The 21,887-nt window shown below is 69.3% G+C and carries 22 protein-coding genes; 11 read left to right on the forward strand and 11 right to left on the reverse strand.

Annotated features, from left to right (window positions below; genetic code table 11):
• The first annotated feature begins 21 nt into the window (after positions 1–21).
• From GA707_RS09605 to GA707_RS09620, 4 genes are all read left to right on the forward strand, one after another.
• A complete protein-coding gene (locus GA707_RS09605; RefSeq protein WP_152178187.1) occupies positions 22–594 on the forward strand; it encodes a GNAT family N-acetyltransferase in 573 nt (190 codons plus the stop codon).
• Entirely contained in the window at positions 587–1,354 is a 768-nt protein-coding gene (locus tag GA707_RS09610; protein WP_152178188.1) for an AzlC family ABC transporter permease, read from the forward strand. The genes GA707_RS09605 and GA707_RS09610 overlap by 8 nt, the downstream gene beginning before the upstream one ends.
• On the forward strand, positions 1,351–1,662 hold the full coding sequence (locus tag GA707_RS09615) for an AzlD domain-containing protein (RefSeq protein WP_152178189.1): 312 nt from the start codon (positions 1,351–1,353) through the stop codon (positions 1,660–1,662). Before GA707_RS09610 ends, GA707_RS09615 begins: the two co-directional genes overlap by 4 nt.
• 171 nt (positions 1,663–1,833) lie before the next feature.
• Complete coding sequence (locus GA707_RS09620; protein WP_152178190.1) at positions 1,834–3,000, forward strand: ScyD/ScyE family protein; 1,167 nt, start codon at positions 1,834–1,836, stop codon at positions 2,998–3,000.
• 127 nt (positions 3,001–3,127) lie between these two features.
• On the opposite strand, the gene rfbA is transcribed toward GA707_RS09620, so the two are convergent.
• Entirely contained in the window at positions 3,128–4,012 is an 885-nt protein-coding gene (rfbA, locus tag GA707_RS09625; protein ID WP_152178191.1) for a glucose-1-phosphate thymidylyltransferase RfbA, read from the reverse strand.
• A 59-nt stretch (positions 4,013–4,071) separates the two neighbouring features.
• Between rfbA and rfbB the strand changes: the two genes are divergently transcribed.
• The gene (gene rfbB / locus GA707_RS09630; RefSeq protein WP_152178192.1) at positions 4,072–5,070 is read left to right on the forward strand and encodes a dTDP-glucose 4,6-dehydratase; all 999 of its coding nucleotides are present in this window, start codon (positions 4,072–4,074) and stop codon (positions 5,068–5,070) included.
• Positions 5,070–6,500, forward strand: coding sequence for a sugar nucleotide-binding protein (locus GA707_RS09635; RefSeq protein ID WP_152178193.1), 1,431 nt, complete (start codon positions 5,070–5,072; stop codon positions 6,498–6,500). The genes rfbB and GA707_RS09635 overlap by 1 nt, the downstream gene beginning before the upstream one ends.
• Here GA707_RS09635 and GA707_RS09640 read toward each other — a convergent pair.
• The 10 genes from GA707_RS09640 to rpsO all read right to left on the reverse strand — a co-directional run bounded on the left by GA707_RS09640 (position 6,489) and on the right by rpsO (position 16,744).
• Complete coding sequence (locus GA707_RS09640) at positions 6,489–8,177, reverse strand: glycosyltransferase (RefSeq protein WP_152178194.1); 1,689 nt, start codon at positions 8,175–8,177, stop codon at positions 6,489–6,491. The two genes, GA707_RS09635 and GA707_RS09640, sit on opposite strands and share 12 nt — an antisense overlap.
• 6 nt (positions 8,178–8,183) lie before the next feature.
• On the reverse strand, positions 8,184–8,384 hold the full coding sequence (locus tag GA707_RS09645; protein WP_152178195.1) for a hypothetical protein: 201 nt from the start codon (positions 8,382–8,384) through the stop codon (positions 8,184–8,186).
• A 179-nt stretch (positions 8,385–8,563) separates the two neighbouring features.
• Positions 8,564–8,872, reverse strand: coding sequence for a hypothetical protein (locus tag GA707_RS09650; RefSeq protein WP_152178196.1), 309 nt, complete (start codon positions 8,870–8,872; stop codon positions 8,564–8,566).
• A gap of 336 nt (positions 8,873–9,208) precedes the next feature.
• A complete protein-coding gene (locus tag GA707_RS09655) occupies positions 9,209–9,937 on the reverse strand; it encodes an enoyl-CoA hydratase (RefSeq protein WP_152178197.1) in 729 nt (242 codons plus the stop codon).
• The gene (locus GA707_RS09660) at positions 9,934–10,854 is read right to left on the reverse strand and encodes an SMP-30/gluconolactonase/LRE family protein (protein WP_152178198.1); all 921 of its coding nucleotides are present in this window, start codon (positions 10,852–10,854) and stop codon (positions 9,934–9,936) included. The genes GA707_RS09655 and GA707_RS09660 overlap by 4 nt, the downstream gene beginning before the upstream one ends.
• A 3-nt stretch (positions 10,855–10,857) precedes the next feature.
• A complete protein-coding gene (gene dapB, locus GA707_RS09665) occupies positions 10,858–11,610 on the reverse strand; it encodes a 4-hydroxy-tetrahydrodipicolinate reductase (RefSeq protein ID WP_152178199.1) in 753 nt (250 codons plus the stop codon).
• Between the two features lie 307 nt (positions 11,611–11,917).
• On the reverse strand, positions 11,918–12,781 hold the full coding sequence (locus GA707_RS09670; RefSeq protein WP_152178200.1) for an SMP-30/gluconolactonase/LRE family protein: 864 nt from the start codon (positions 12,779–12,781) through the stop codon (positions 11,918–11,920).
• 23 nt (positions 12,782–12,804) lie between these two features.
• A complete protein-coding gene (locus tag GA707_RS09675; protein ID WP_152178201.1) occupies positions 12,805–13,695 on the reverse strand; it encodes a glycosyltransferase family 2 protein in 891 nt (296 codons plus the stop codon).
• Between the two features lie 127 nt (positions 13,696–13,822).
• Complete coding sequence (locus GA707_RS09680; RefSeq protein WP_152178202.1) at positions 13,823–16,288, reverse strand: polyribonucleotide nucleotidyltransferase; 2,466 nt, start codon at positions 16,286–16,288, stop codon at positions 13,823–13,825.
• Between the two features lie 186 nt (positions 16,289–16,474).
• On the reverse strand, positions 16,475–16,744 hold the full coding sequence (gene rpsO / locus GA707_RS09685) for a 30S ribosomal protein S15 (protein ID WP_152178203.1): 270 nt from the start codon (positions 16,742–16,744) through the stop codon (positions 16,475–16,477).
• A gap of 191 nt (positions 16,745–16,935) precedes the next feature.
• Between rpsO and GA707_RS09690 the strand changes: the two genes are divergently transcribed.
• The 5 genes from GA707_RS09690 to GA707_RS09710 all read left to right on the forward strand — a co-directional run bounded on the left by GA707_RS09690 (position 16,936) and on the right by GA707_RS09710 (position 21,844).
• Positions 16,936–17,154 (forward strand): type II toxin-antitoxin system Phd/YefM family antitoxin, encoded by a 219-nt coding sequence (locus GA707_RS09690; RefSeq protein ID WP_226963693.1) that lies wholly within the window; start codon positions 16,936–16,938, stop codon positions 17,152–17,154.
• A gap of 145 nt (positions 17,155–17,299) precedes the next feature.
• Complete coding sequence (locus tag GA707_RS09695) at positions 17,300–17,821, forward strand: (2Fe-2S)-binding protein (RefSeq protein WP_152178205.1); 522 nt, start codon at positions 17,300–17,302, stop codon at positions 17,819–17,821.
• Entirely contained in the window at positions 17,818–20,226 is a 2,409-nt protein-coding gene (locus GA707_RS09700; protein ID WP_152178206.1) for a xanthine dehydrogenase family protein molybdopterin-binding subunit, read from the forward strand. Before GA707_RS09695 ends, GA707_RS09700 begins: the two co-directional genes overlap by 4 nt.
• Positions 20,223–21,086, forward strand: coding sequence for a xanthine dehydrogenase family protein subunit M (locus GA707_RS09705; RefSeq protein WP_152178207.1), 864 nt, complete (start codon positions 20,223–20,225; stop codon positions 21,084–21,086). Before GA707_RS09700 ends, GA707_RS09705 begins: the two co-directional genes overlap by 4 nt.
• A gap of 2 nt (positions 21,087–21,088) precedes the next feature.
• On the forward strand, positions 21,089–21,844 hold the full coding sequence (locus GA707_RS09710) for a 5-oxoprolinase subunit PxpA (protein WP_226963672.1): 756 nt from the start codon (positions 21,089–21,091) through the stop codon (positions 21,842–21,844).
• Positions 21,845–21,887: the final 43 nt, after the last annotated feature.

Genomic DNA, 21,887 nt, shown 5'->3' on the forward strand with positions numbered 1-21,887 from the left:
CGGAGGCATGAGGACCGCAGCATGAGCGACCACGCCCACGGAGCGCTCGCCGACGCCAGCGTGCGCCGGGCCGGGCCGAACGACGCGGCGGCGGTCGGGCTGGTCCAGGAGGCGGTCTGGCGGGAGACGTACGCCCCGCGCGTCCCGACGCACATCGCCGAGCAGTTCACCTCCGCCGGCTTCGCGAGCGTCTGGCGCCGCTCCCTCGCCAGTCCCCCGCCGGGAGTGTGGACCCTCCTCGTCGCGTGCGCCGGCGAGCAGGTCGTCGGGTATGCGGCGGTCGGCCCCTCCCAGGACCGCGACGGCGAGGCGACCACCGGGTCGCTGATGGAGATCGGTGTCCACCCGCTCGGGCGGCGCAGCGGCCACGGCTCACGCCTCCTCAACGCCGCGGCGGACATCCTCCGCGAGGCCGGCGCGACCGAGTTCACCGCCTGGCTGCCCGCCGACGCCGAGGACACCCGCGCGTTCTTCACGCACGCCAACCTCCACCCGGACGGCGCCTACCGCGACCGAGGCGTCGCCGAGGACGTCACGGTGCGCGAGATCCGCGTCGCGGCGAGCCTGGCCGATGCCACCGAGAGCGATGAGTGAGGGTGCACCGACCGGCGAGCTGAGCCCCGAACGCCGCCGGGCCGTCCTGCGCCAGTCGTGGTCGGTCGGGATCGCGACGGGACTCTACGGTGTCAGCTTCGGCGCCCTCTCGGTCGCCGCGGGCCTCAACCTCTGGCAGACCCAGGCGCTGTCGGCGCTGATGTTCACCGGCGGGAGCCAGTTCGCGCTCGTCGGAATCGTCGGGACCGGCGGCCTGGCCGCGGCGCCCGCGGCGATCGCCACCGCGACCATGTTGAGCATCCGAAACGGACTGTATGCGCTGAGCACCCGCCGCTTCCTGCTCACCGGAGCAGCGCATACCCCTGTCGTGCGGACCGCCGCGGCAGCGCACCTGACGATCGACGAGTCCAGCGCCGTCGGGCTGGCCCAGCCGGAGCCGCAGGCGGCCCGGCTCGGGTTCTGGCACACCGGCGTGGCGGTGTTCCTGTTCTGGAACCTGATGACCCTCGTCGGCGCGCTCGCCGGGTCGGTCATCGGCGACCCGGCGACCTGGGGCCTCGACGGAGCCGCGGTCGCGGCGTTCCTCGCGCTGCTCTGGCCGCGCCTGAAGGCCGCCGACGCCCGCCTCACGGCCGCGGTCGCGACGGTGCTCGCCCTCGTGATGGTGCCGTTCGTGCCCGCCGGGGTGCCGGTCCTCATCGCCGCGGTCGCCGCCGTCGTGATCGGGATCCGGGGCGGCACGACCGGTCGCCTCGCCGACCCGCCGGACCCGCGCACGGACGGGGACCCGATCCCATGACCCTGACGACCGCGGTCCTGGTGGCCTGCGCGCTCGCCTTCGCGACGAAGGCGGTCGGGTACGTCGTCCCGCCCCGGCTCGTCGAGGGTGAGCGGACGATGCGGGTCTCGACCCTGCTGCCCGCCGCGCTGCTCGCCGGCCTTATCGTCGTCCAGACCGTCGCCGACGGCCCGGCCCTGGTGCTCGACGCCCGCATCGGCGCGCTCGTCGTGGCCGCACTCCTGCTCTGGCGGGGAGCCGGCTTCATCACCGTCGTCATCGCCGGCGCAGTCACAGCAGCGCTCCTGCGCCTCATCGGTCTCGGGTGACCCACCGGTCACACGGCGTACAAGAAACGTGCGGCCCGCACCTGTGAGTACGCAGGTCACAGCGTGATTCTCGGTCGCTGTGACCCTTGTCACCACCGACCGGCGGTGGGACTCTGAGAGGCGGCACCCAGCCGGGCGACCACTTCCGCGCCAGTCAGAAGAGGAACCTCCGTGATCAACCCCAACCCAGCAGCGCGGCGAGTGCGCCGGGCTCTCGTGCCGCTCCTCGGCTCGACCGCGCTCGTGGCGACGATGTTCGTCGCACCGACCGCGACCGCCGACGAGCACTGGAAGGTCGTCGCGAGCGGCCTCGACAATCCCCGTCAGCTGTCCTTCGGACCCAAGGGCGACCTCTTCGTCGCCGAGGCGGGTCGAGGTGGCGAGGGCCCGTGCATGACCGGCCCCGAGGGAGACACCGTCTGCTTCGGCAAGTCCGGCGCCATCACCCGCGTCAGCCTGGGCAAGGGCAAGCACAAGGGCACGCAGCAGCGGGTCCTGACCAAGCTGCCCTCGGTCGCCGCCCAGGGCACCGCGGAGGTTCCGGCGGGATCGCAGGCGATCGGCCCCCACGACGTCGTCGTCGAGGGCTCGAAGAAGCTCGTCTTCACCGTCGGCCTCGGCGCAGACCCGGCGGTGCGCAAGACCGAGGAGGCCCTGAGGGACATGGGCACGCTGCGCTCGGCGACCATCGGTTCGAAGAAGACGAACCTGATCGCCGACATCGCCAAGCACGAGGCGCGCACGAACCCGATCCACGACCCGGACAGCAACCCGGTCGGCTTCATCCGGCACGGATCCGGCTATGTCGTCGCCGATGCGGGCGGCAACACCCTCGTCGACGTCTCGAAGAGGGGTCGCATGTCGACGCGCGCGGTCTTCCAGGACCAGCTGGCTCTCGCGCCGCCGTTCCTCGGGCTCCCTGCCGGCACGAAGATCCCCGCGCAGGCCGTCCCCACGTCGGTCGCCAAGGGGCCCGACGGCGCGCTGTACGTCAGCCAGCTCACCGGATTCCCCTTCGAGAAGGGGTTGGCGAACATCTACAAGGTCGACAAGAAGGGCAAGGTCAGCGTGTATGCCAGCGGCCTGACCAACGTCACCGACCTCGCGTTCGGCCCGGGCAACCGGCTGTATGCGGTGCAGCTGTCGACCGAGGGCCTGCTCACCGGCCCGATCGGCTCGGTCGTGGCCATTCCCAAGGGTGGCGGGGCCACGCACACCGTCGTGGCACAGGGCCTCTTCGCGCCGTACGGCATAGCGATCAAGGGCAAGACCGCCTATGTCACCACGGGCAGCGTCGCACCGGGGGCGGGCGAGGTGATCGCGATTCCGCTTCGCTGAGGCCCACTGCCGGCGCAGACCCGAGGCAGGTCTGCGCAAGGCAGGGATGAGGGGAACGTGGCCGGTGCCGCTGCAGGGCGGCACCGGTCACGGCAACGCTCTGGCCTGTCGCCGCGGCGCGGGAGGGTCAGGGCGGGGACGTTCGCTCGAGCTCGAGCAGTCGGCTCAGGTGCTCGCCGTATCCGGACTTGACGTAGCGCTCCGCGGTCTCGGCGAGCTCGTCATCGGAGAGGAATCCCATCCGCCAGGCCGCCTCCTCAGGACTGCCGATCTGCAGACCCTGGCGCGCCTGAATCGTCCGCACGTAGTTGCTCGCGTCGTTGAGGGAGTCGAAGGTCCCGGTGTCGAGCCAGGCCGTCCCGCGGGGCAGCTTCTCCACCCACAGCCGCCCGCGCTCGAGATAGTGCCGGTTGACGTCGGTGATCTCGTACTCCCCGCGCGCCGACGGCGCCAGCCCGCGCGCGATCTCGACGACCTCCTCGTCGTAGAAGTACAGCCCCGGTACGGCCCAGTGCGACCTCGGCTCGTGCGGCTTCTCCTCGATCGAGAGGGCGCGCCCATCCTCGGCGACCTCCACGACGCCGTAGGCGCGCGGGTCGGCGACCTGGTAGCCGAAGATCAGGGCTCCGTCGACGGACTCCGCCTTCTCCCGCAGCCGGTAGCCCAAGCCGGGACCGGAGAAGATGTTGTCACCCAGGACCAGACACGACGGTAGTCCCGCGACGAAGTCCGCCCCGATCGTGAACGCCTGGGCCAGGCCCTTCGGCTCGTCCTGGACCGCGTAGGAGATCTCGATACCGAACTTCGAGCCGTCCCCGAGAAGGTGGCGGAATGCGTCGTTCTCGTGCGGCGTCGTGATGACGAGCACCTCGCGGATGCCGGCGAAGATCAGCGTGGAGAGCGGGTAGTAGACCATCGGCTTGTCATAGACCGGCATGAGCTGCTTGCTCGTCGCCAGGGTCAGCGGGTGCAGCCGACTCCCCGTCCCCCCGGCCAGGATGATCCCTCGCATGGTCCAACTCTGGCACATGGATGCCGAGGCAACGGAATCCCTTGGGTATCGTCGGTCGCGTGAGCAGACTGCTGGTGACCGGGGGCGCAGGGTTCATCGGCAGCAACTTCGTCCACTGGGTTCTCGCGAACACCGACTCCCGCGTCACGGTGCTCGATGCGCTGACGTATGCGGGGCACCGGTCCTCCCTCGACGGCACCCCCGAGGGGCGCATGTCACTCGTCGAGGGCTCGATCACGCGTCCGGGCCTCGTCGATGATCTGGTCGCCGAGCACGACGCCGTGGTGCACTTCGCGGCCGAGTCGCACAACGACAACTCCCTCGAGGGACCGGGAGCCTTCGTCGACACGAACATCGTCGGCACCTTCCACGTCCTGCAGGCCGTTCGCGCGCACGGCACGCGCCTGCACCACATCTCGACCGACGAGGTCTACGGCGACCTCGAGCTCGACGATCCGGCGAAGTTCACGCCGACCACCGCATACAACCCGAGCAGTCCCTACTCGGCGTCCAAGGCCGCGTCGGACCACCTGGTCCGCGCGTGGGTGCGCTCCTTCGGGGTCGAGGCGACGATCAGCAACTGCTCGAACAACTACGGTCCGCGCCAGCACGTCGAGAAGTTCATCCCCCGGCAGATCACGAACGTCCTCGACGGGGTCCGTCCGCGGCTCTACGGTGCGGGGCTCAACGTGCGCGACTGGATCCACGTCGACGATCACAACAGCGCGGTCTGGCGCATCCTCCAGGACGGCCGGATCGGACAGACCTACCTCATCGGCGCCGACGGCGAGAGGTCGAACAAGGACGTCGTCGAGACGATCCTGACGCTCATGGGAGAACCGGCCGACGCATACGATCACGTCACCGACCGCGTCGGACATGACCTGAGGTATGCGATCGACGCCTCGCTCCTGCGCGACGAGCTGGGCTGGGCTCCGGTCTACACGGACTTCACCGACGGCTTGGCGGCCACGATCGACTGGTACCGACAGAACGAGGCCTGGTGGCGGCCGCTCAAGGCGGAGACCGAGGCGCGCTACGCGGCGAAGGGCCAGTGATGGCCGAGCTCACGGTCGAACGGACCGCGATCGACGGCCTGCTCGTCGTCCGGCTACCGGTGCACGGGGACGCTCGCGGCTGGTTCAAGGAGAACTGGCAGCGGGCCAAGTCGGTCCCGCTCGGTGTGCCGGACTTCGGTCCGGTCCAGGAGAACATGAGCCACAACGTCGAGCCGGGCGTCACGCGCGGATTCCACGCCGAGCCGTGGGACAAGTACGTGTCCGTGGCGGCCGGTCGGGTTTTCGGCGCCTGGGTCGACCTTCGCGAGGGAGACGGCTTCGGCACCCTCGTGACGACCGAGATCGATCCGGGCCTGGCGGTCTTCGTGCCGCGCGGCGTCGCGAACGCCTACCAGGCTCTGGACCCGGACTCCACGTATGCCTACCTCGTCAACGACCACTGGTCACCCGAGGCGCGCGACCGCTACACCTTCGTCAACCTCGCCGACGAGACGATCGCCTGCCCGTGGCCGATTCCGCTGAGCGAGGCCACGCTCTCGGAGGCCGACGAGAACCACCCGCGCCTCGACGCCATCACGCCGCTCCCCCGGCACGGTCGGACGATCGTCGTCGGAGGCGACGGCCAGCTCGGCCGCGCGCTGCGCGCGGTCTTCCCCGAGGCCGAGTTCCTGTCGCGCTCCGAGCTCGACATCGCCAGCGCCGAGTCCGTCGCTGCCTTCGACTTCGACCACGTGGACACGATCGTCAACGCAGCGGCGTGGACCGCGGTCGATGCCGCCGAGACCCCGGAAGGCCGAGTCGGCTGCTGGCGGACGAACGTCGAGGGCGTTGGCCGCCTCGTCGAGGTCGCCCGTCGCCATCGCGCGACGCTGGTGCATGTCTCGAGCGACTACGTCTTCGACGGCACCCGGGAGGTGCACAGCGAGGACGAGCCGTTTTCACCGCTCGGCGTCTATGGCGCCTCGAAGGCCGCCGGTGACGCCCTCGTCGCCACGTGGGAGCGGCACTACATCGTGAGGACGAGCTGGGTGATCGGCGAGGGGCCGAACTTCGTGCGCACCATGGTCGACCTCGCCCGTCGCGGCATCAGCCCGACCGTCGTGGACGACCAGTATGGGCGGCTCACCTTCGCCGACGACCTCGCCGACGCCATCGCACACCTCGTCCGGACATCGGCGAACTTCGGCTCCTACAACGTCACCAACGACGGTCCGACACAGTCGTGGTTCGACATCGCCGCGCGGATTTTCGAGCTCGTGGGCGCCGAGGGTTCGGTCTCCCCCGTGTCGACCGAGGAGTACGCGTCCGGGAAGAGCCTCGCTCCGCGCCCGAGGCACAGCACCCTCGAGTTGGACAAGATCAGGTCGGCTGGCCTGGTGGCATCGCCGATGAGCCCGCGCCTCACCGAGTACGTCGGAGGCTTGCTGCGACCCTGGGGCATTACCCTGGGACATTCGTCACAGCCCTGAGCTGAGGTCGACACCGTACCGCTCACGCACATGTTGGATGATTAGCGGTCTCTGGTCCGCGAACCGAGGATGGGTGAAGAGCCGACGTTTGACGAAGGGGAAGCCGGCGTCCAGCAGTTCGTGCCAGCACAAAGAGGGATTGAACCCCGGGCCCACCCCGAATGAGGCGTGGTCCCACCCCCACCCTGTGCGGATCGACGCCGCAGCCAACGTCCGGGTGAGCCCGTGCTCGTAGGCTCTCACCAGGTCGATCCGGTCTCTTGTGCGCGGCAGCGTCGTGAAGAAGTCGCGCACGGGCGGCAGGCTCAGGGCGCCGTCATTGAACAGGAGGAAGTAGCTCTGCAGGTGCTCCGCCCCCGTGACTCCACGTGTTGCCGCCCACACCTGGGCGCGGCTGGCCTCAGCGCGGTCCAACGTCGCGCGCAGACCGGGGCTGTCGGAAGGCAGCGGCCCGATGACGGAGTCGTTCGTCAGGAGCACGTGCCCGGCTTGGGTGAGAGCGGGGTGGGCATCCAGCGCCGCAGCCCACGCCCCGAAGTCGTACTTGGCGTTGGCACGCGAGACGATGGCCACACCGTGAGGCACTGCGTCAGGTGCCGTGACTGCTGATCCCCGCTCGCGTGAGCAGACGAGCAGGCAGGGGTATCCAGCGGCGGCCAGAGCACCGGCCATCACCAGGGCCCATGGACGGACCCGGTCCTCATGCGAGAACTCGGCTAGCACGGCGATTCGGTCTCCGCTGACCACCGAGTCGGGATCCCCCGCCACGACGTGCAGCCCGGCTGTCCCACGGCGACGAGCCCGCAAGTCCGCAGCCGAGTTGACTGCCCCTTGAGCCATCCACGAGGCGGACCGAATAGAACGCAGCGCCGGGATCGCGAGCGCACCCCTTCTGGGGTCACGCATGATGTTCCGACCCAGCCTGCGAAAGTCACCCCGGCGGGCTTTGAGGAGTGCTGCTCCAGACAGCTCCTGGTCATAGGCAAGGTCGATGTCGAACCTGTCCGCCACCACCTTCGGATGGACCCGCCGCGACGTGATCATCTCCGCGCGCCCAGCCTCGTGGACAACATCGATCCACATCGGCCTGCTGATGCGGCGCTGCGGCACATCGTCCTCGGCGGTCACCCCGACGACCGTTGTCGGCGGGACGCCTTCCGCGCGAGCCTCGATGAGTGAACGCACGGGCGCGCTGTCGTCGCGGGCTGCGAAGACACCTCCGGTGCGATCGATAATCAGACCTTCGGGAAAAGTGATGAGCAGCCGCTCCTCTCGCCCCAACTCGGCACGCACGGTGGCCAGGCAGTCCCGAGCCATTGCATCGTCGCTGTCCAGGACCGTCGTGATGAGGTACGGGGAGTGGGCTCGGCCCGCCACGACGTCCGCGACCGACATCGCGTTGAACGGTCGGTGCCCCCAGACGGGAGTGAAGGCGCCAGCCGCGATGCGCTCGACCTCCTGTCGGAAGTCGGGCTCACACCGATCGTCGAACCAGACGAGCCACGTGAAGTCCGCGCCGCGCTGCCCGGACACCGACGGGAGACACGCGTCGAAGAAGAAGCCCAGCCGATACCAGAGCAACTCGGCATCGGGCGCAGGGACGCTCTCCGCTCGTGGGGCGCTGAAGTTCGTCAGCACCACGTGGTCGACAACACGCGTCGTCTCTTCGGTCCCCACCCCCGCTCAGCGCCCCTGGAAGTCCGGCTTCCGCTTGTCGACCCGAGCCCGGACGCCCTCCTCGACATCCTCGCTCTCCCAGACCGCGGCGAAGTCGTCGTCGAGGTCCTCCGCCCACGGCCGAGGCGGGAACATGGATTCAAGAACCCGCTTGGAGTAGGCGAGCGTCAAGGGAGCCGCCGTTGCGAGGTCCTCAGCCCACTCCATGGCGTCGTGGACCCATCCCAGCCGGTCGACGAGTCCCCCAGACGTTCGCCACCGATGCCTCCGGCTCGCAGCCACCAGTCCGAGAGGGAGAGGAACCAATGTGACCCCGTGCCGAATGGTCGAAACGGGTCCACACAGAGAGACTTGAACGTGGGGTTGGGCTACCGCTGGAGCGCGCCTCAGGCAGGCGGAGGAGGTGGCTGGCAAGCAGCGTCGGTGTTGCCGCTGGGGATGTTGCCGCTCTGCAACGGAACCGGAGCCGCTGCGGGCACCCCACCCACCGAGTAGAAGACCAGCAGATTAACAGTGCAGTTCGATACGTCGAGGAGGTAGACCGTGACCGAACCGCCTTCGGTGGTGCACTGATCCCCGTCGAATACGACGTCTGAAATGGTGCCGTTGTTCCCAAGCGTCACGTTGTCGATGCAGATCTCCGTCGTCGCGCCGACGCAGTTGCCCGTGTCAGTGATGTCGATGACGAGCTTCATGTTCTTAATGGGTCCGTTGCAACACTTGAACGACTGCTCGATGTCCACCGTGAACTGGGGGATGCACGCTGAGGCTGCCATCGCTGGGGCCGCGGCAATGATCGGAAGGGCGGGCACAGACCACGCGGCACCCTTAGTGAGGGTACGTCGCGAGATGCTTCGCGGTTCTGACGTTGGCATAATCCTGGCTTCTCCTTTAAGAATCCCCTACGGTCACGCACAATGTAGCAGCAGCTGTCAGCCTCCGCAGACAGGTCCGACCGTTTGGCCCGAAAGTAGCACGTCCGGCGCCGACGACGAGCGCTTGGCCGGTACCTCAGCACAACCAAGTGACGCTCAGCGCCCCTGGAAGTCTGGCTTCCGCTTCTCGAGTCGAGCGCGAACGCCCTCTTCGACGTCCTCGCTCTCCCAGACCGCGGCGAAGTCGTCGTCGAGGTCCTCCGCCCACGGCCGAGGCTCGAACATCGATTCCAGCACACGCTTCGAGTAGGCGAGCGTCAAAGGAGCCGCGGTCGCCAGGTCTTCCGCCCACTCCATGGCGTCGTGGACCGAGCCCAGCCGGTCGACGAGTCCCCGGTCGTAGGCCCGACGGTCGTCGAGCTGCTCGCACCCGAGCAGAATGGCACGCGCTGCGCCTCCCCCGGCGATGAGCGCCAACCGCCGGATCGTCCAGGGATCGACGGCGAGACCGTTGCGCGCCGTCGGGATGGCGAACTTCGCCGAGGGCGCCGCGACGCGCAGGTCGCAGGCGATGGCCACCTGGGTGCCGGCCCCGATGGCGGGGCCGTTTACCGCGGCGATGACCGGCATCGGCGCAGACGAGATGGCATCGAGGGTGACGTAGAGGGCGTCGCGGAACCCGGGGCCGTACACCCCGCCCAGGTCGGCCCCGGAGCAGAACGAGCTGCCCGCTCCGGTGATGACCATGGCTCGCACGCCCTCGCCCACGAGGGCGTCGACCGCGTCGCGCAGGTCCTCCACGTGCTCGAGGTCGAGCGCATTGCGTCGCTCGTGCCGGTCGATCGTCACGACGCCGACGCGACCCCGCACCTCGGAGAGGATCATGCGGCACCGCCGGCCACGCTCATCACCGCGATCGAGGTCTCGACGAGCGACCCCAGCCAGACACGCCCATCGTGCTCCCGAACACCGGTCACCATGTGCCATTCAGCGGCATCCGCCGAGAGGTCGTGGACGAGACGACCGGTGGAGTCGTACGCCTGCACCCGCACCGTCCGCTTCGGTGCCGGCTTGACCGCCTCAGGGAGCCGCAGCACGGCGGGTCGCAGACGCGCTCCGCGTCCCTGGAGGAAGCTCAAGGTCGCATCCGGCGGCGAGGCGATCGCGACCCACACCAGGCCGTCCGAGCCGAGCGCGATGTTGTCCGGGTATCCCGGGAGTTCGGTGATCGCTGCCAGCTCGCGTCCGTCGGCGGTCAGTCGCCGGATCCGGCGCAGGGCGAGCTCGGCGACCCATACCTGGGAGCCGTCCGCAGTCAGCGCCACACCGTTGGCGAAGCCGACTCCGTCGAGGACAGTGTCGACCTGCCCATCGGGTCGACGTCGAAGCAGCCGGCCGCTCATCGTGTGCATGATGAGGTCCGACTTCCAGTCCTCGACGGTGTAGTGCCGCGTGCTGTCGCTGAAGTAGATGGTCCCGTCCTCCGCCACGGCAGCGTTGTTCGTGAAGCGCAGCGCCTGACCGTCGACGGTTGTCACGAGCGCCTCGATGGCGCCACCCCGGGTCTCCACCGCCAGGAGACCGGCATGGGCGTCGCAGACGAGCAGCCGCCCGTCAGTGAGCCACTCGAGCCCGAGCGGCCGCCCACCGGTCTGGGTGATCCGTTCGATCACGGATCCGTCGGTGGCCACGGACCAGATGGACCCGTCGTTCGTCCCGGTCAGCACCCGGTCGCCATCCGCGGTCAGCAGCACGTCCTCCGGTCCGATGCCCGGGACACCGAATCTCTCGAGCGCTCGCATGGCTCAGTCACCCAGTCCGAGGTAGTGCTCGAGACCAACCGTGAGGCCCGGATGGTCGGCCACCTGCCGGACCGCCTCTATCACTCCGGGCATGAACGAGACCCGGTCGAAGGAGTCGTGCCGGATCGTCAGCTGCTCCCCCGCGGTGCCGAACAGGACCTCCTGGTGGGCCACGAGCCCGCGAAGGCGCACGCTGTGCACGTGCACGCCCTCGACCGTCGCGCCTCTGGCGCCATCAGGATCGTGCGCAGTGGCGTCCGGAACCGGTCCCATGTCGTATGCGGTTCTCGCCTCCCCGATCAACCGCGCTGTCCGCGCCGCCGTCCCCGACGGGGCATCGACCTTGTTCGGGTGGTGCAGCTCGATGATCTCGACCGACTCGTAGAACCGAGCGGCCTTCGCGGCAAAGGCCATCATGAGGATCGCGCCGATCGCGAAGTTCGGCGCGATGAGCACTCCGACCCCGGGCCGCTCGGCGAGGGCGGACTCGAGCTCGGCGAGGCGCGCGTCGTCCCAGCCGGTGGTGCCGACGACCACGTGCACTCCCTCGCCAACGCAGTGCAGCACGTTGCCCAGGGAGGCGTCGGGGACGGAGAACTCGACGACGACATCGGCGCCGGCGAGATCCCCGAGCTCGTCGCCCTGGTCGTACCGGCCGACAAGCCTGAGACCCTCGGCGGCCTCGACTGCCCGACAGACCTCCGAACCCATCTTTCCGGCTGCTCCGATGACGGCGACGGCGATCTCTGCGCTCACGCTCGCCAGCCTATCCAGGCCGGGAGCGATACTTGCGGGCGTTACGACGTCGGGCGAGGTTCATCTGACTCGTCAAGCATCTCCAGTGCCGCCGCCACGTCGTCGACGTCGACCTTGAGACCAAGATGATGCGTTCGAGGCACAAGCCGAGGGTGGGTCGTGCGCTGTTCAAGTTCGACCCGATTAGCGACTGCTTCTTGTCGGGCGGGATCCGCCTCTCGCTGCTGCCTCCCCATCTCGCCAGGATAGAGCGCCGTTCACGGACCTCACGACAACTTCCGGTAGACCCGCGGACGGAAGAAGCGGGCTATACCTCGGCCGCCTCGATCCGGCCGTGCCGCTGACCGTCGACGACCGACGGCTCACTCGACGGGGCGGTCATCGCATACAGCGTCCGACCCCTCTCCCCGCCCATGGCGCACGCATAGGCGATCTGGCTGGTCTCCACCGAACCGGTCACCTCGCCGCCCTCGGCGAACCGCAGGACGGTCGGCGTCAGCGCGGTCGCGACCCAGATCCCGCCGTCGGGGTCCGCGCAGATGCCGTCGGGGGCGGCCATCTGCTCGGCGGTCGAGGCGAAGACACGGCGGTTCGACAGGCTGCCGTCCTCGGCGACGTCGAACGCGGTCAGCTGCATCCGCAGCGTCTCGGCGAGCACGAGCGTGCGTCCGTCGTCGATGAGCGCCATACCATTCGGGAAGCGCACCGACTCGGCCGCGACGTCGACCGTCCCGTCCGGGTGCACGAGCGCCAGGCTCGTGGCACCGGCGGTCTCGTCGGCGAGGATCGTCGGGATCTCACGCTGGGCCATGTCGGCGTGGAGGTCGTAGCCGAAGTTGCCCACGTAGGCCCTTCCCTGACAGTCACACAGAAGGTCGTTGACGTGGAAACCCGCGAGGCTGCTCAGGTCGGCATGCTCGACGAGGCTTCCGTCCGGCTCGAGTCGCAGCACCTTGCGGTCGGTCATGCTCGAGACGATGAGCCGGCCGTCGGGAAGCCACCCGAGCCCGGACGGCTGTCCGGGCACGTCGACCACCTTGGTCTCGACCCCGTCGGGGTCGAGGGTGAAGACGCCGTGCCTGTAGAAGTCGGAGAACCAAAGCCGCCCGTCCCGCCTCCGCGGCCCCTCTCCGAACGCCAATCCCTCGTGAATCACCTCTGCGGTCGTCATGCGCACTCCTTCGTGGCTCGGGATCAGGTGTCGTCCGAACGGCCCGCGGTCGGGGACCATTTGCGACCCAGATAGGTCAGGTCGTCGGCGACGTCCTCACGGTATCGGGCGTACGAGGCGTCGAAGGGGGTCTGCGCGTGGTAGGCGAGCACCCGGTCGTGCTGGACGGTGACGAGCCGGCCGCTCGCCCGGCTGAAGAAGTCGCGGTGGTCGACCATCCGCAGCCGCTCGTCCCAGCCCACCGCGCGCACGGCCTCCGTCCTCCCCAGGTACACCTGGGCCACCTTGCCGACCACGGGCAGCTCGTCGATCACCGTCCCCAGCGGTATGCGCGGCTCACCCGCCCCGGCGAAGAGCGGACTCGTGCTCCGGTCGACGAGCTTGCGCACCGGCAGGTCGACGAGGGCGACCCCGACGATGTCGACCTGCGGGTTGTGGTCGAGGTAGTCCATCAGGACGGCAAGATCGGTCAGCGCGGTGAGGACGATGTCGTCGTCGCAAACGAAGACGAACTCGGTCTCCACAGCAGCCAGAGCGGCGTTACGCCCCACTGCTACTCCGGAGTTGAACGGCAGCGCAATGACGTCGACCCAAGGGCCCGAGGGGCCGACCGGCTGCCGCGAGTCGTCGGCGACGACGATCCGACCATCGAACACGCGCCTGGCCGAACGGAGGAACCGCCGGATCATCGCCGGCCGCTCGAAGGTCTTGACCGCGATGGTCACCCGCTCGGCGACCTCCTGCCGGTCAGCGGCCGTTCGGCTCGGCGCTCGCCGAGCGTCGACCACCCGCACGAGCCCAAGGTTGGCCGCGGTCACGAGCCGGTATGCGCCACGCACCGGCGCCGCATACGGAGACCGCATCGCCTGCTTGACCCGGTCAGGTCGAAGGCTCGATGGCAGTCTGATCGGCACCCGGTCAGCCTACGGGTCGGACCGATCCATGAGCCGGCCGATCGGAACCGCCACATAGACAAGTGGAGGTGCCTTCGCCCGGAAACCCGGGCGATGACACCTCCACTCGAGTCGGGAAGCTCAGCGACTACTCGCCGCTTCCACCCTCACCGTGCTGGCCACCGTGGCCACGGTTGCCGCCACGACGACGGCGGTGGCGACGCTCACGGTCACCGTGCCCGCCCTCGTGCCGCTCGCGCCGCTCGGAGCGCTCCTCGCGCTCACCACCCTCCTCACGGGCCGGACGCTCGTCGCCCTCACCCGAGTCGGAGCCGGCCTCAGCGCCACCGTCAGCAGCGCCCTCGGCGCCACCCTCGGACTCGCCCTCGCCCTCGGCGATGACGGCCGCCAGGCTGAGCTTGCCGCGCGGGTCGATCTCCTTGAGCTCGACCTGGACCTTCTGGCCGACGGCCAGCACGTCCTCGACCGCGTCGATGCGCTTCCCGCCGACGAGCTTGCGCACCTCGGAGATGTGCAGCAGGCCGTCCTTGCCGGGCAGCAGCGAGACGAACGCGCCGAACGTTGTCGTCTTGACGACCGTGCCGAGGAACCGCTCGCCGACCTCGGGCATCTGCGGGTTGGCGATCGAGTTGATCATCGCCCGTGCGGCCTCGGCCGACGGACCGTCGGTCGCGCCGATGTAGACGGTGCCGTCGTCCTCGATGGAGATCTGCGCGCCGGTCTCCTCCTGGATCTGGTTGATCATCTTGCCCTTCGGGCCGATGACCTCGCCGATCTTGTCGACCGGCACGGTCACCGAGATGACGCGCGGAGCGAACGGGCTCATCTCGTCCGGCGCGTCGATCGCCTCGGCCATGACATCGAGGATGTGCAGACGAGCGTCGCGCGCCTGGGTCAGCGCCCCGCCGAGCACGTCGGCGGGGATGCCGTCGAGCTTGGTGTCGAGCTGGATCGCCGTGACGAACTCCTTGGTGCCGGCGACCTTGAAGTCCATGTCACCGAAGGCGTCCTCCGCTCCGAGGATGTCGGTGAGCGCGGCGTACTTCATCTCGCCGTCGACCTCGGCCGAGACCAGACCCATCGCGATGCCCGCGACCGGCGCGCGCAGCGGCACACCCGCGTTCATCAGCGACAGCGTGGACGCACAGACCGAGCCCATCGACGTCGAGCCGTTCGAGCTCAGCGCCTCGGACACCTGACGGATCGCGTAGGGGAACTCCTCACGCGTCGGTAGGACCGGCAGCAGAGCCCGCTCGGCGAGCGCCCCGTGGCCGATCTCGCGGCGCTTCGGGGATCCGACGCGGCCGGTCTCACCGGTGCTGTACGGCGGGAAGTTGTAGTTGTGCATGTAGCGCTTGCGCGTCTCGGGCGAGAGCGTGTCGAGCTGCTGCTCCATGCGGAGCATGTTCAGTGTCGTCACGCCGAGGATCTGGGTCTCGCCACGCTCGAAGATCGCCGAGCCGTGCACCCGCGGGAGCACCTCGACCTCGGCCGAGAGCGCGCGGATGTCCGCGAGGCCACGGCCGTCGATGCGCACCTGGTCGCGCAGGATCCGCTCGCGGATGAGCTTCTTCTGCACGGCGCGGTATGCGGCGGAGACCTCCTTCTGACGGCTGGCGAACTCGCCCTGCCGGCCCTGGCCGGACTCGGGGTCGTAGTCGCTGACCAGCTCGAGGTGGATCTCGGACTTGAGCGTGTTGATCGCGTCCTCGCGCTCCTGCTTGCCGGCGATCGAGAGGATCTCGGCGAGGCGGCCGTCCTTGGTCGCGAGCGTCTCGACGGCGCCGTAGACGTCGTCGGTGTAGTCGAGGAAGACCGGGAACTCCTCGACCGGCTTGGCGGCCTCGGAGGCGAGCTGGGCCTGCGCGTCGCACAGGACCCGGATGAAGCCCTTGGCGGCCTCGAGACCCTCGGCGACGACCTCCTCGGTGGGAGCGGTCTTGCCCTGGTTGCGCACGAGGTCCCAGGTCGAGGTGGTGGCCTCGGCCTCGACCATCATGATCGCGACGTCGTCACCGACGACCCGACCGGCGACGACCATGTCGAAGGTCGAGCGCTCGATGTCGGAGAAGTTCGGGAAGGCGACCCACTGGCCGTCGATCAGGCTGACGCGGACGCCGCCGATCGGGCCGGAGAACGGCAGGCCGGAGATCTGGGTGGCCGCGGAGGCGGCGTTGATCGCGAGGACGTCGTACTGGACGTCGGGGTTGAGCGCGAGGACGGTGATGACGACCTGGACCTCGTTGCGCAGGCCCTTGGTGAAGGACGGGCGCAGCGGGCGGTCGATCAGGCGGCAGGTGAGGATGGCCTCGGTGCTGGGGCGACCCTCGCGGCGGAAGAAGCTGCCGGGGATCCGGCCTGCCGCATACATCCGCTCCTCGACGTCGACGGTCAGGGGGAAGAAGTCGAAGTGCTCGCGCGGAGATCCACTCGCGGTGGTCGTCGCCAGGAGCATGGTGTCGTCATCGAGGTACGCGCTGACGGCGCCCCCGGCCTGACGAGCGAGGCGGCCGGTCTCGAACCGGACCTTGCGGGTGCCGAAGCGACCGTTGTCGATCGTGGCCTCGGCGAAAGTGATGTCTGGACCCTCCATGGGCCCTCCGTTCTTTTTCTCATTCGTGCCTGCGTGCATCGTCGTTGTGCACGAGGTGGGGTGACCCGGGTGTGACTGTTCAGTTGTGGGCCGGCTGTGCCGATCGGGTATGCGGTGGCCGGCCTGAGCCGGCACGCCCACCGATACGCGAGAAGCGGCCCACGATGGGGCCGCTCCCGGCAATACTTATCGGCGCAGTCCGAGGCGCTTGATGAGCGAACGGTAGCGCTCGACATCGACGCTCTCGAGGTAGCGCAGCAGGCGGCGGCGCTGACCGACGAGGAGCAGCAGACCACGACGGCTGTGGTGGTCGTGCTTGTGCTCGCGCGAGTGCTCGGTGAGGTCCTTGATCCGCTGCGTGAGCAGGGCGATCTGGACCTCGGGGGAGCCGGTGTCACCCTCGACGGTGGCGTACTCGGCCATGATCTGCTTCTTGACGTCTGCGCTCAAAGGCATGGGCGACTGACTCCTTGTTCTCTCATCGTTGCGCGGCGCGCCCGGGCTGGTTCACCGGGGCTCTCTCGATCCGCGGCCGTTCTGACGGCAGGGCCCACTCGGGCCAATCAACAAAGGTACCAGCGACGCGCTCAGGGTCCCAATTGCCCAGTGACATCTGCTCCTCGGTACGTACCCTTGATTTTGTGGCGATGGTCAGTGTGGAACACGCGAAGACCCACCTCTCTGCCCTCATCGCAGCTGCCGAGAGGGGCGAAGAGGTCATCATCACGCGGGACTCGTTGCCCGTGGTGAGGCTCGTGTCGCTTGGCCCCGTAGCGGAACGCGAACGCGGGTTCGTCCCCTACAGCGTGCCGGACAGCTTCCTCGGCCCGCTCGCCTGCGATGAGCTCGCCATCTGGGAAGGGTGAACGCATGCCGCCAGAGCCGATTCCGCGCTAGCACAGAACCATTCGCCAAGGGCGAATAGCAGCCTATTGACCCCGGACGTGATTGCGGCCACAGTCTCCTTACCGGCCAGTGTCGGCCGGCGAGGAGCACCTGCCGAGGAGCGTCATGGTTTCGATCAGACTCACAGTCGACAACGTCGAGCGGACGGCGGAGGTGGAGCCTCGCACGTTGCTCGTGCACGCCCTGCGCGAACAGCTGGGCAAGGTGGGCACCGTGGTCGGCTGCGACACGAGCAACTGCGGCGCCTGCACGGTGCTGCTCGACGGCGAGAGCGTGAAGTCGTGCTCCGTGCTCGCCGTCCAGGCCGACGGGTCCACGGTGGACACCGTCCAGGGCCTGGCCCAGCCGGATGGGACCCTGCATCCGATCCAGCAGGCCTTCCACGAGCACCACGGCCTGCAGTGCGGGTACTGCACTCCGGGGATGCTCATGCGCGCTGTCTGTCTTCTGAGCGAGAACCCGACGCCCACCGAGGAGGAGGTCCGGCACGGCATGGAGGGCAACATGTGCCGCTGCACCGGATACCAGGGCATCGTCGATGCCGTCATGGCGGCCTCGCAGGCCATGAGCGACTCCTACGGCGCGAACCAGAGCAGCATCGCCGAGCCTGCGGGGGTGGCGTCATGACGACCACCGCCGACCGCCCCGACACCGCCGAGGTCGGCCAGTCCCGGCTCCGCAAGGAGGACCGGCGGTTGCTGACCGGACGCACCCGCTGGACGGACAACCTCGAGCTGCCCGGCATGGTGCATCTGGCCCTGGTCCGCTCCCCCGTCGCGAACGCGACCATCACCGGGATCGACACGACGGAGGCGGCCGCCGCCCCTGGCGTCGTCGGGGTCTGGACCGGCGAGGACCTGCCCGAGCAGGGCGCCATGCCGATCGCCTGGACCGTGAGCGACAACCTCAAGGTCCCCAGTCTCATGCCGCTGGCAGTGGGCACGGTCAAGCACGTCGGCGATGTCGTCGCCGTCGTCGCCGCCACGAGCAAGGACGCCGCCGACGACGCGGCCGGCATGGTCGACGTCTCCTACGACGAGCTGCTGGTCGTCATGGACCCGATCGCCGCCCTCGAGGCGGACTCGCCACTTGTCCACCCCGAGCTCGGCACGAACGTGTGCGCGACGTGGGGCATGGACTCCGTCGCGCTCGGGACCGGAGGCGACGTCGAGGAGGCCATCCGGGCCGCCGAGGCCGACCCGGACCAGGTCGTCATCCGCCGCACCCTCCGCCAGAACCGGATCACGCCCGCCTTCGTCGAGCCCCGCTCCATCGTCGTCGACCCGACGGCCGAGCAGGTGACGATGTGGTCCGCGACCCAGGTGCCGCACATCCTGCGGATCCTCCTGGCGATGACGCAGCCGGTCGACGAGCACGAGCTCCGCGTCATCGCCCCGGACGTCGGCGGCGGCTTCGGCGGCAAGCTCCAGGCCACCCGCGAGGAGGCGCTGGTCCTCCTCATCGCGCTCCGTCTGCAGCTTCCGGTGAAGTACACCGAGACGAGGATGGAGTCGATGCAGTCGGCCCACCACGCCCGCGACCAGGTCCAGCGCCTCACTCTCGCCGCCCGCAAGGACGGCACGATCACGGCCTTCGACGTCGACCTCGTCGCCGACATGGGCGCCTACCTCGGCATCCTCACCGCCGGCATCCCGCTGCTCGGCGGCTTCATGTTCAACGGCATCTACAAGATCCCGGCGTACAGGTTCTTCTGCACCGACGTCTTCACGAACAAGGTGATGACCGACGCCTACCGCGGCGCCGGCAAGCCCGAGGCGACGTTCGGGATCGAGCGGATGATGGACGAGCTCGCCGTCGAGCTCGGGTTGGACCCGATCGAGGTCCGCCGCCGCAACTGGATCAACCCGGACGAGTTCCCGTATGCGACGGTCGCCGGCCTCACGTACGACTCCGGGAACTACGACCAGGCAACGGACCGGGCCCTCGAGCTCTTCGACTACGACGGGCTGCGGGCCGAGCAGGCCCGCCGCCGGGAGTCGAACGATCCGGTCCAGCTCGGGATCGGGGTGTGCACCTTCGTCGAGCTGTCCGGTCTCGCGCCGAGTCGGGTCCTCGGGTCGCTCAACTACGGCTCCGGCGGCTGGGAGCACGCGAGCATCCGGATGCTGCCGACGGGCAAGGTCGAGGTCGCTGCCGGGACGACGCCGCACGGGCAGGGACACGCCACCGCGTTCGCGCAGCTCGTCTCGGACGAGCTCGGCATCCCGTTCGAGGACATCACCCTCATCAGCGGCGATACCGCCACCGTGCCCCGGGGCATGGACACCTACGGGTCGCGCTCCCTCGTCGTCGGCGGCATGGCCATCGTCGGGGCCGCGCGCCGGGTCGTCGAGAAGGCCCGACCCCTCGCAGCCCACCTGCTCGAGGCCGACCCGAACGACCTCGAGTACGACCGAGGCACCTTCACCGTCCGCGGGACGGACACGAGCAAGACGATCCCCGAGATCGCGCTCGCCATGTGGCTCGCGCACGACCTGCCCGACGGCATGGAGGCCTGCCTGGACTCCGAGTCGACCTTCGACCCGGAGAACTTCTCCTACCCGACCGGCACTCACTTGGCCGCCGTCGAGGTCGACACCGAGACCGGAAAGGTGACCCTACGCGACTACGTCTGCGTCCAGGACGTCGGCGTGCTCGTCAACCCGATGATCGTCGACGGACAGGTCCACGGCGGCCTGACCCAGGGCATCGGGCAGGCCATGTACGAGGAGATCCGCTACAGCGAGGACGGCCAGCTCACCTCCGGCAGCCTCGCCGACTACCTCGTCCCGCACGCCCCCGACGTCCCGCGCTACCGCACCGACACGACGGTGACCCACGCGACAACGAACACGCTCGGCGTCAAGGCGGTCGGTGAGACCGGCACGACCGCGGCGCCGCCCGCCATCGTCAACGGCGTCCTCGACGCCCTGCGCCCCCTCGGGGTCACCGACATCACGATGCCGACCACGCCGCTGAAGGTGTGGTCGGCCATTCAAGCCGCTCGTAGTGAGAAGGGTGGTGCGTCATGAGGCCCGTCGCGTTCGACTACGTGGCCCCGACCACGGTCGAGGAGGTCGTCCAGGCGCTGAGCGACGGCGGCGAGGACGCCACCGTCATCAGCGGCGGACAGTCGCTGCTGCCGGTCCTGAGGATGCGGATGGCCGACCCGAGCCTGCTCGTCGACCTGCGCCGCGTCGACAGCCTGCGCGAGATCCGGGACGACGGCGACAACCTGGTGATCGGCGCGCGCGCCACGCACCGGCAGGTCTCGACCGACCCGCTCGTCCGCCAGCACGCGGGGCTCATCGCAAAGACAGCGGGCTCGATCGGTGACCCCCAGATCCGCTACCGAGGAACCATCGGCGGGTCGCTGGCCCATGCCGACCCCGCCGGCGACATGGGTGCCGCGGTCCTCGCCCTGAACGGCAGCCTCGAGCTCACCGGCCCGCGGGGCTCCCGCACGGTCGCCGGCGGTGACTTCTTCGTCGACTACTTCACGACCGCTCGCGAGCCCGGCGAGGTCGTCACCGCCGTCCGCATCCCGAAGCACGACGGCTGGGGCTCGCACTACGAGAAGTTCACCGTGGTCGTCCAGGCCTGGGCCGTCGTCGCCGTGGCCGCCGCCGTCCGGGTCGAGGGCGGGCAGGTCGCCGAGGCCCGCATCGGGCTGACCAACATGGGCACGACCCCGCTACGGGCGGCCGCCGCGGAGCAGGCGCTGGTGGGCGTGGCCGCCGCCGATACTGACGCGCTGCGGGCCGCAGCCGCGACGGCCGGCGAGGGCACCAACCCGCCGGACGACCCGTCCGGGACACCGGAGTACCGCCGCCACCTGGCCGGCGTGCTCGCCGGACGCGCCGTCGTCAAGGCCGTCGAGGCGGTGGCCTGACGATGACGGAGACGCAGGCAGCGCCGAAGCCCCTCACGATCAACTCCGACATGGGCGAAGCGGTCGGCATCCACTCCTTCGGCCACGACGACGCCCTCCTCGAGGTCATCGACACGGCGAACGTCGCGTGCGGCTTCCACGCCGGCGACCCCACAGGCATCCGCGAGACGGTTCAGAAGGCGGCCAACGCCGGCATCACCATCGGCGCACACCCAGGGCTCCCGGATCTCATCGGCTTCGGCCGGCGGGTCATGGCACTCGACGCCGACGAGACGCGCGACATCGTCCGCTACCAGGTCGGCGCGCTCGTCGGCTTCCTCCAGGCCGAGGGCGTCGAGCTCGACCACATCAAGCCGCACGGCTCGCTCTACGGGATGGTCGCCCGCGACGAGTCCCTCATGCACGCGGTCTGCGACGTCGCCGAGCAGTACGGCGTCGGGGTCTTCGGCATGGCCGGCACGACCCACCAGCGGGTCGCCGACGAGCGCGGGGTGCCGTTCACCGGCGAGGTCTACGTCGACCTCGGCTACCGGGCCGACGGCTCCCTCATCATCGTCCGCCGCCCCCGCGCGACCCCGGTCGACCTCGCCACCGAGCGCGCCCGACTGGCCGTCACCGAAGGTGTCGTACTCGCCGACACCGGCGACCGCATACCGGTGCAGTTCGACAGCATCTGCGTGCACTCCGACACCCCGAACGCGACCGACGTCGGCCGCGCCGTCCGCGAGGTTCTCAACACTCAAACAGGATCCGGCTGACCCATCTCCGAACCTGACAACCGGCCCGGTGGGCCACCGACGA

The organism is Nostocoides sp. F2B08 (assembly GCF_009184895.1).
Lineage (GTDB): Bacteria > Actinomycetota > Actinomycetes > Actinomycetales > Dermatophilaceae > F2B08.

Bases quoted from the DNA above. Each gene is read 5' to 3' on its own strand.
- GA707_RS09660 (WP_152178198.1), bottom strand. From the start codon at position 10,854: ATGCGAGCGCTCGAGAGATTCGGTGTCCCGGGCATCGGACCGGAGGAC.
- rpsO (WP_152178203.1), bottom strand. From the start codon at position 16,744: ATGCCTTTGAGCGCAGACGTCAAGAAGCAGATCATGGCCGAGTACGCC.
- GA707_RS09655 (WP_152178197.1), bottom strand. From the start codon at position 9,937: ATGATCCTCTCCGAGGTGCGGGGTCGCGTCGGCGTCGTGACGATCGAC.
- GA707_RS09680 (WP_152178202.1), bottom strand. From the start codon at position 16,288: ATGGAGGGTCCAGACATCACTTTCGCCGAGGCCACGATCGACAACGGT.
- rfbA (WP_152178191.1), bottom strand. From the start codon at position 4,012: ATGCGAGGGATCATCCTGGCCGGGGGGACGGGGAGTCGGCTGCACCCG.
- GA707_RS09695 (WP_152178205.1), top strand. From the start codon at position 17,300: ATGGTTTCGATCAGACTCACAGTCGACAACGTCGAGCGGACGGCGGAG.
- GA707_RS09615 (WP_152178189.1), top strand. From the start codon at position 1,351: ATGACCCTGACGACCGCGGTCCTGGTGGCCTGCGCGCTCGCCTTCGCG.
- GA707_RS09690 (WP_226963693.1), top strand. From the start codon at position 16,936: ATGGTCAGTGTGGAACACGCGAAGACCCACCTCTCTGCCCTCATCGCA.
- GA707_RS09645 (WP_152178195.1), bottom strand. From the start codon at position 8,384: ATGGAGTGGGCTGAGGACCTCGCAACGGCGGCTCCCTTGACGCTCGCC.
- GA707_RS09670 (WP_152178200.1), bottom strand. From the start codon at position 12,781: ATGACGACCGCAGAGGTGATTCACGAGGGATTGGCGTTCGGAGAGGGG.
- GA707_RS09710 (WP_226963672.1), top strand. From the start codon at position 21,089: ATGACGGAGACGCAGGCAGCGCCGAAGCCCCTCACGATCAACTCCGAC.
- GA707_RS09705 (WP_152178207.1), top strand. From the start codon at position 20,223: ATGAGGCCCGTCGCGTTCGACTACGTGGCCCCGACCACGGTCGAGGAG.
- GA707_RS09635 (WP_152178193.1), top strand. From the start codon at position 5,070: ATGGCCGAGCTCACGGTCGAACGGACCGCGATCGACGGCCTGCTCGTC.
- GA707_RS09605 (WP_152178187.1), top strand. From the start codon at position 22: ATGAGCGACCACGCCCACGGAGCGCTCGCCGACGCCAGCGTGCGCCGG.
- GA707_RS09610 (WP_152178188.1), top strand. From the start codon at position 587: ATGAGTGAGGGTGCACCGACCGGCGAGCTGAGCCCCGAACGCCGCCGG.
- GA707_RS09650 (WP_152178196.1), bottom strand. From the start codon at position 8,872: ATGAAGCTCGTCATCGACATCACTGACACGGGCAACTGCGTCGGCGCG.
- GA707_RS09700 (WP_152178206.1), top strand. From the start codon at position 17,818: ATGACGACCACCGCCGACCGCCCCGACACCGCCGAGGTCGGCCAGTCC.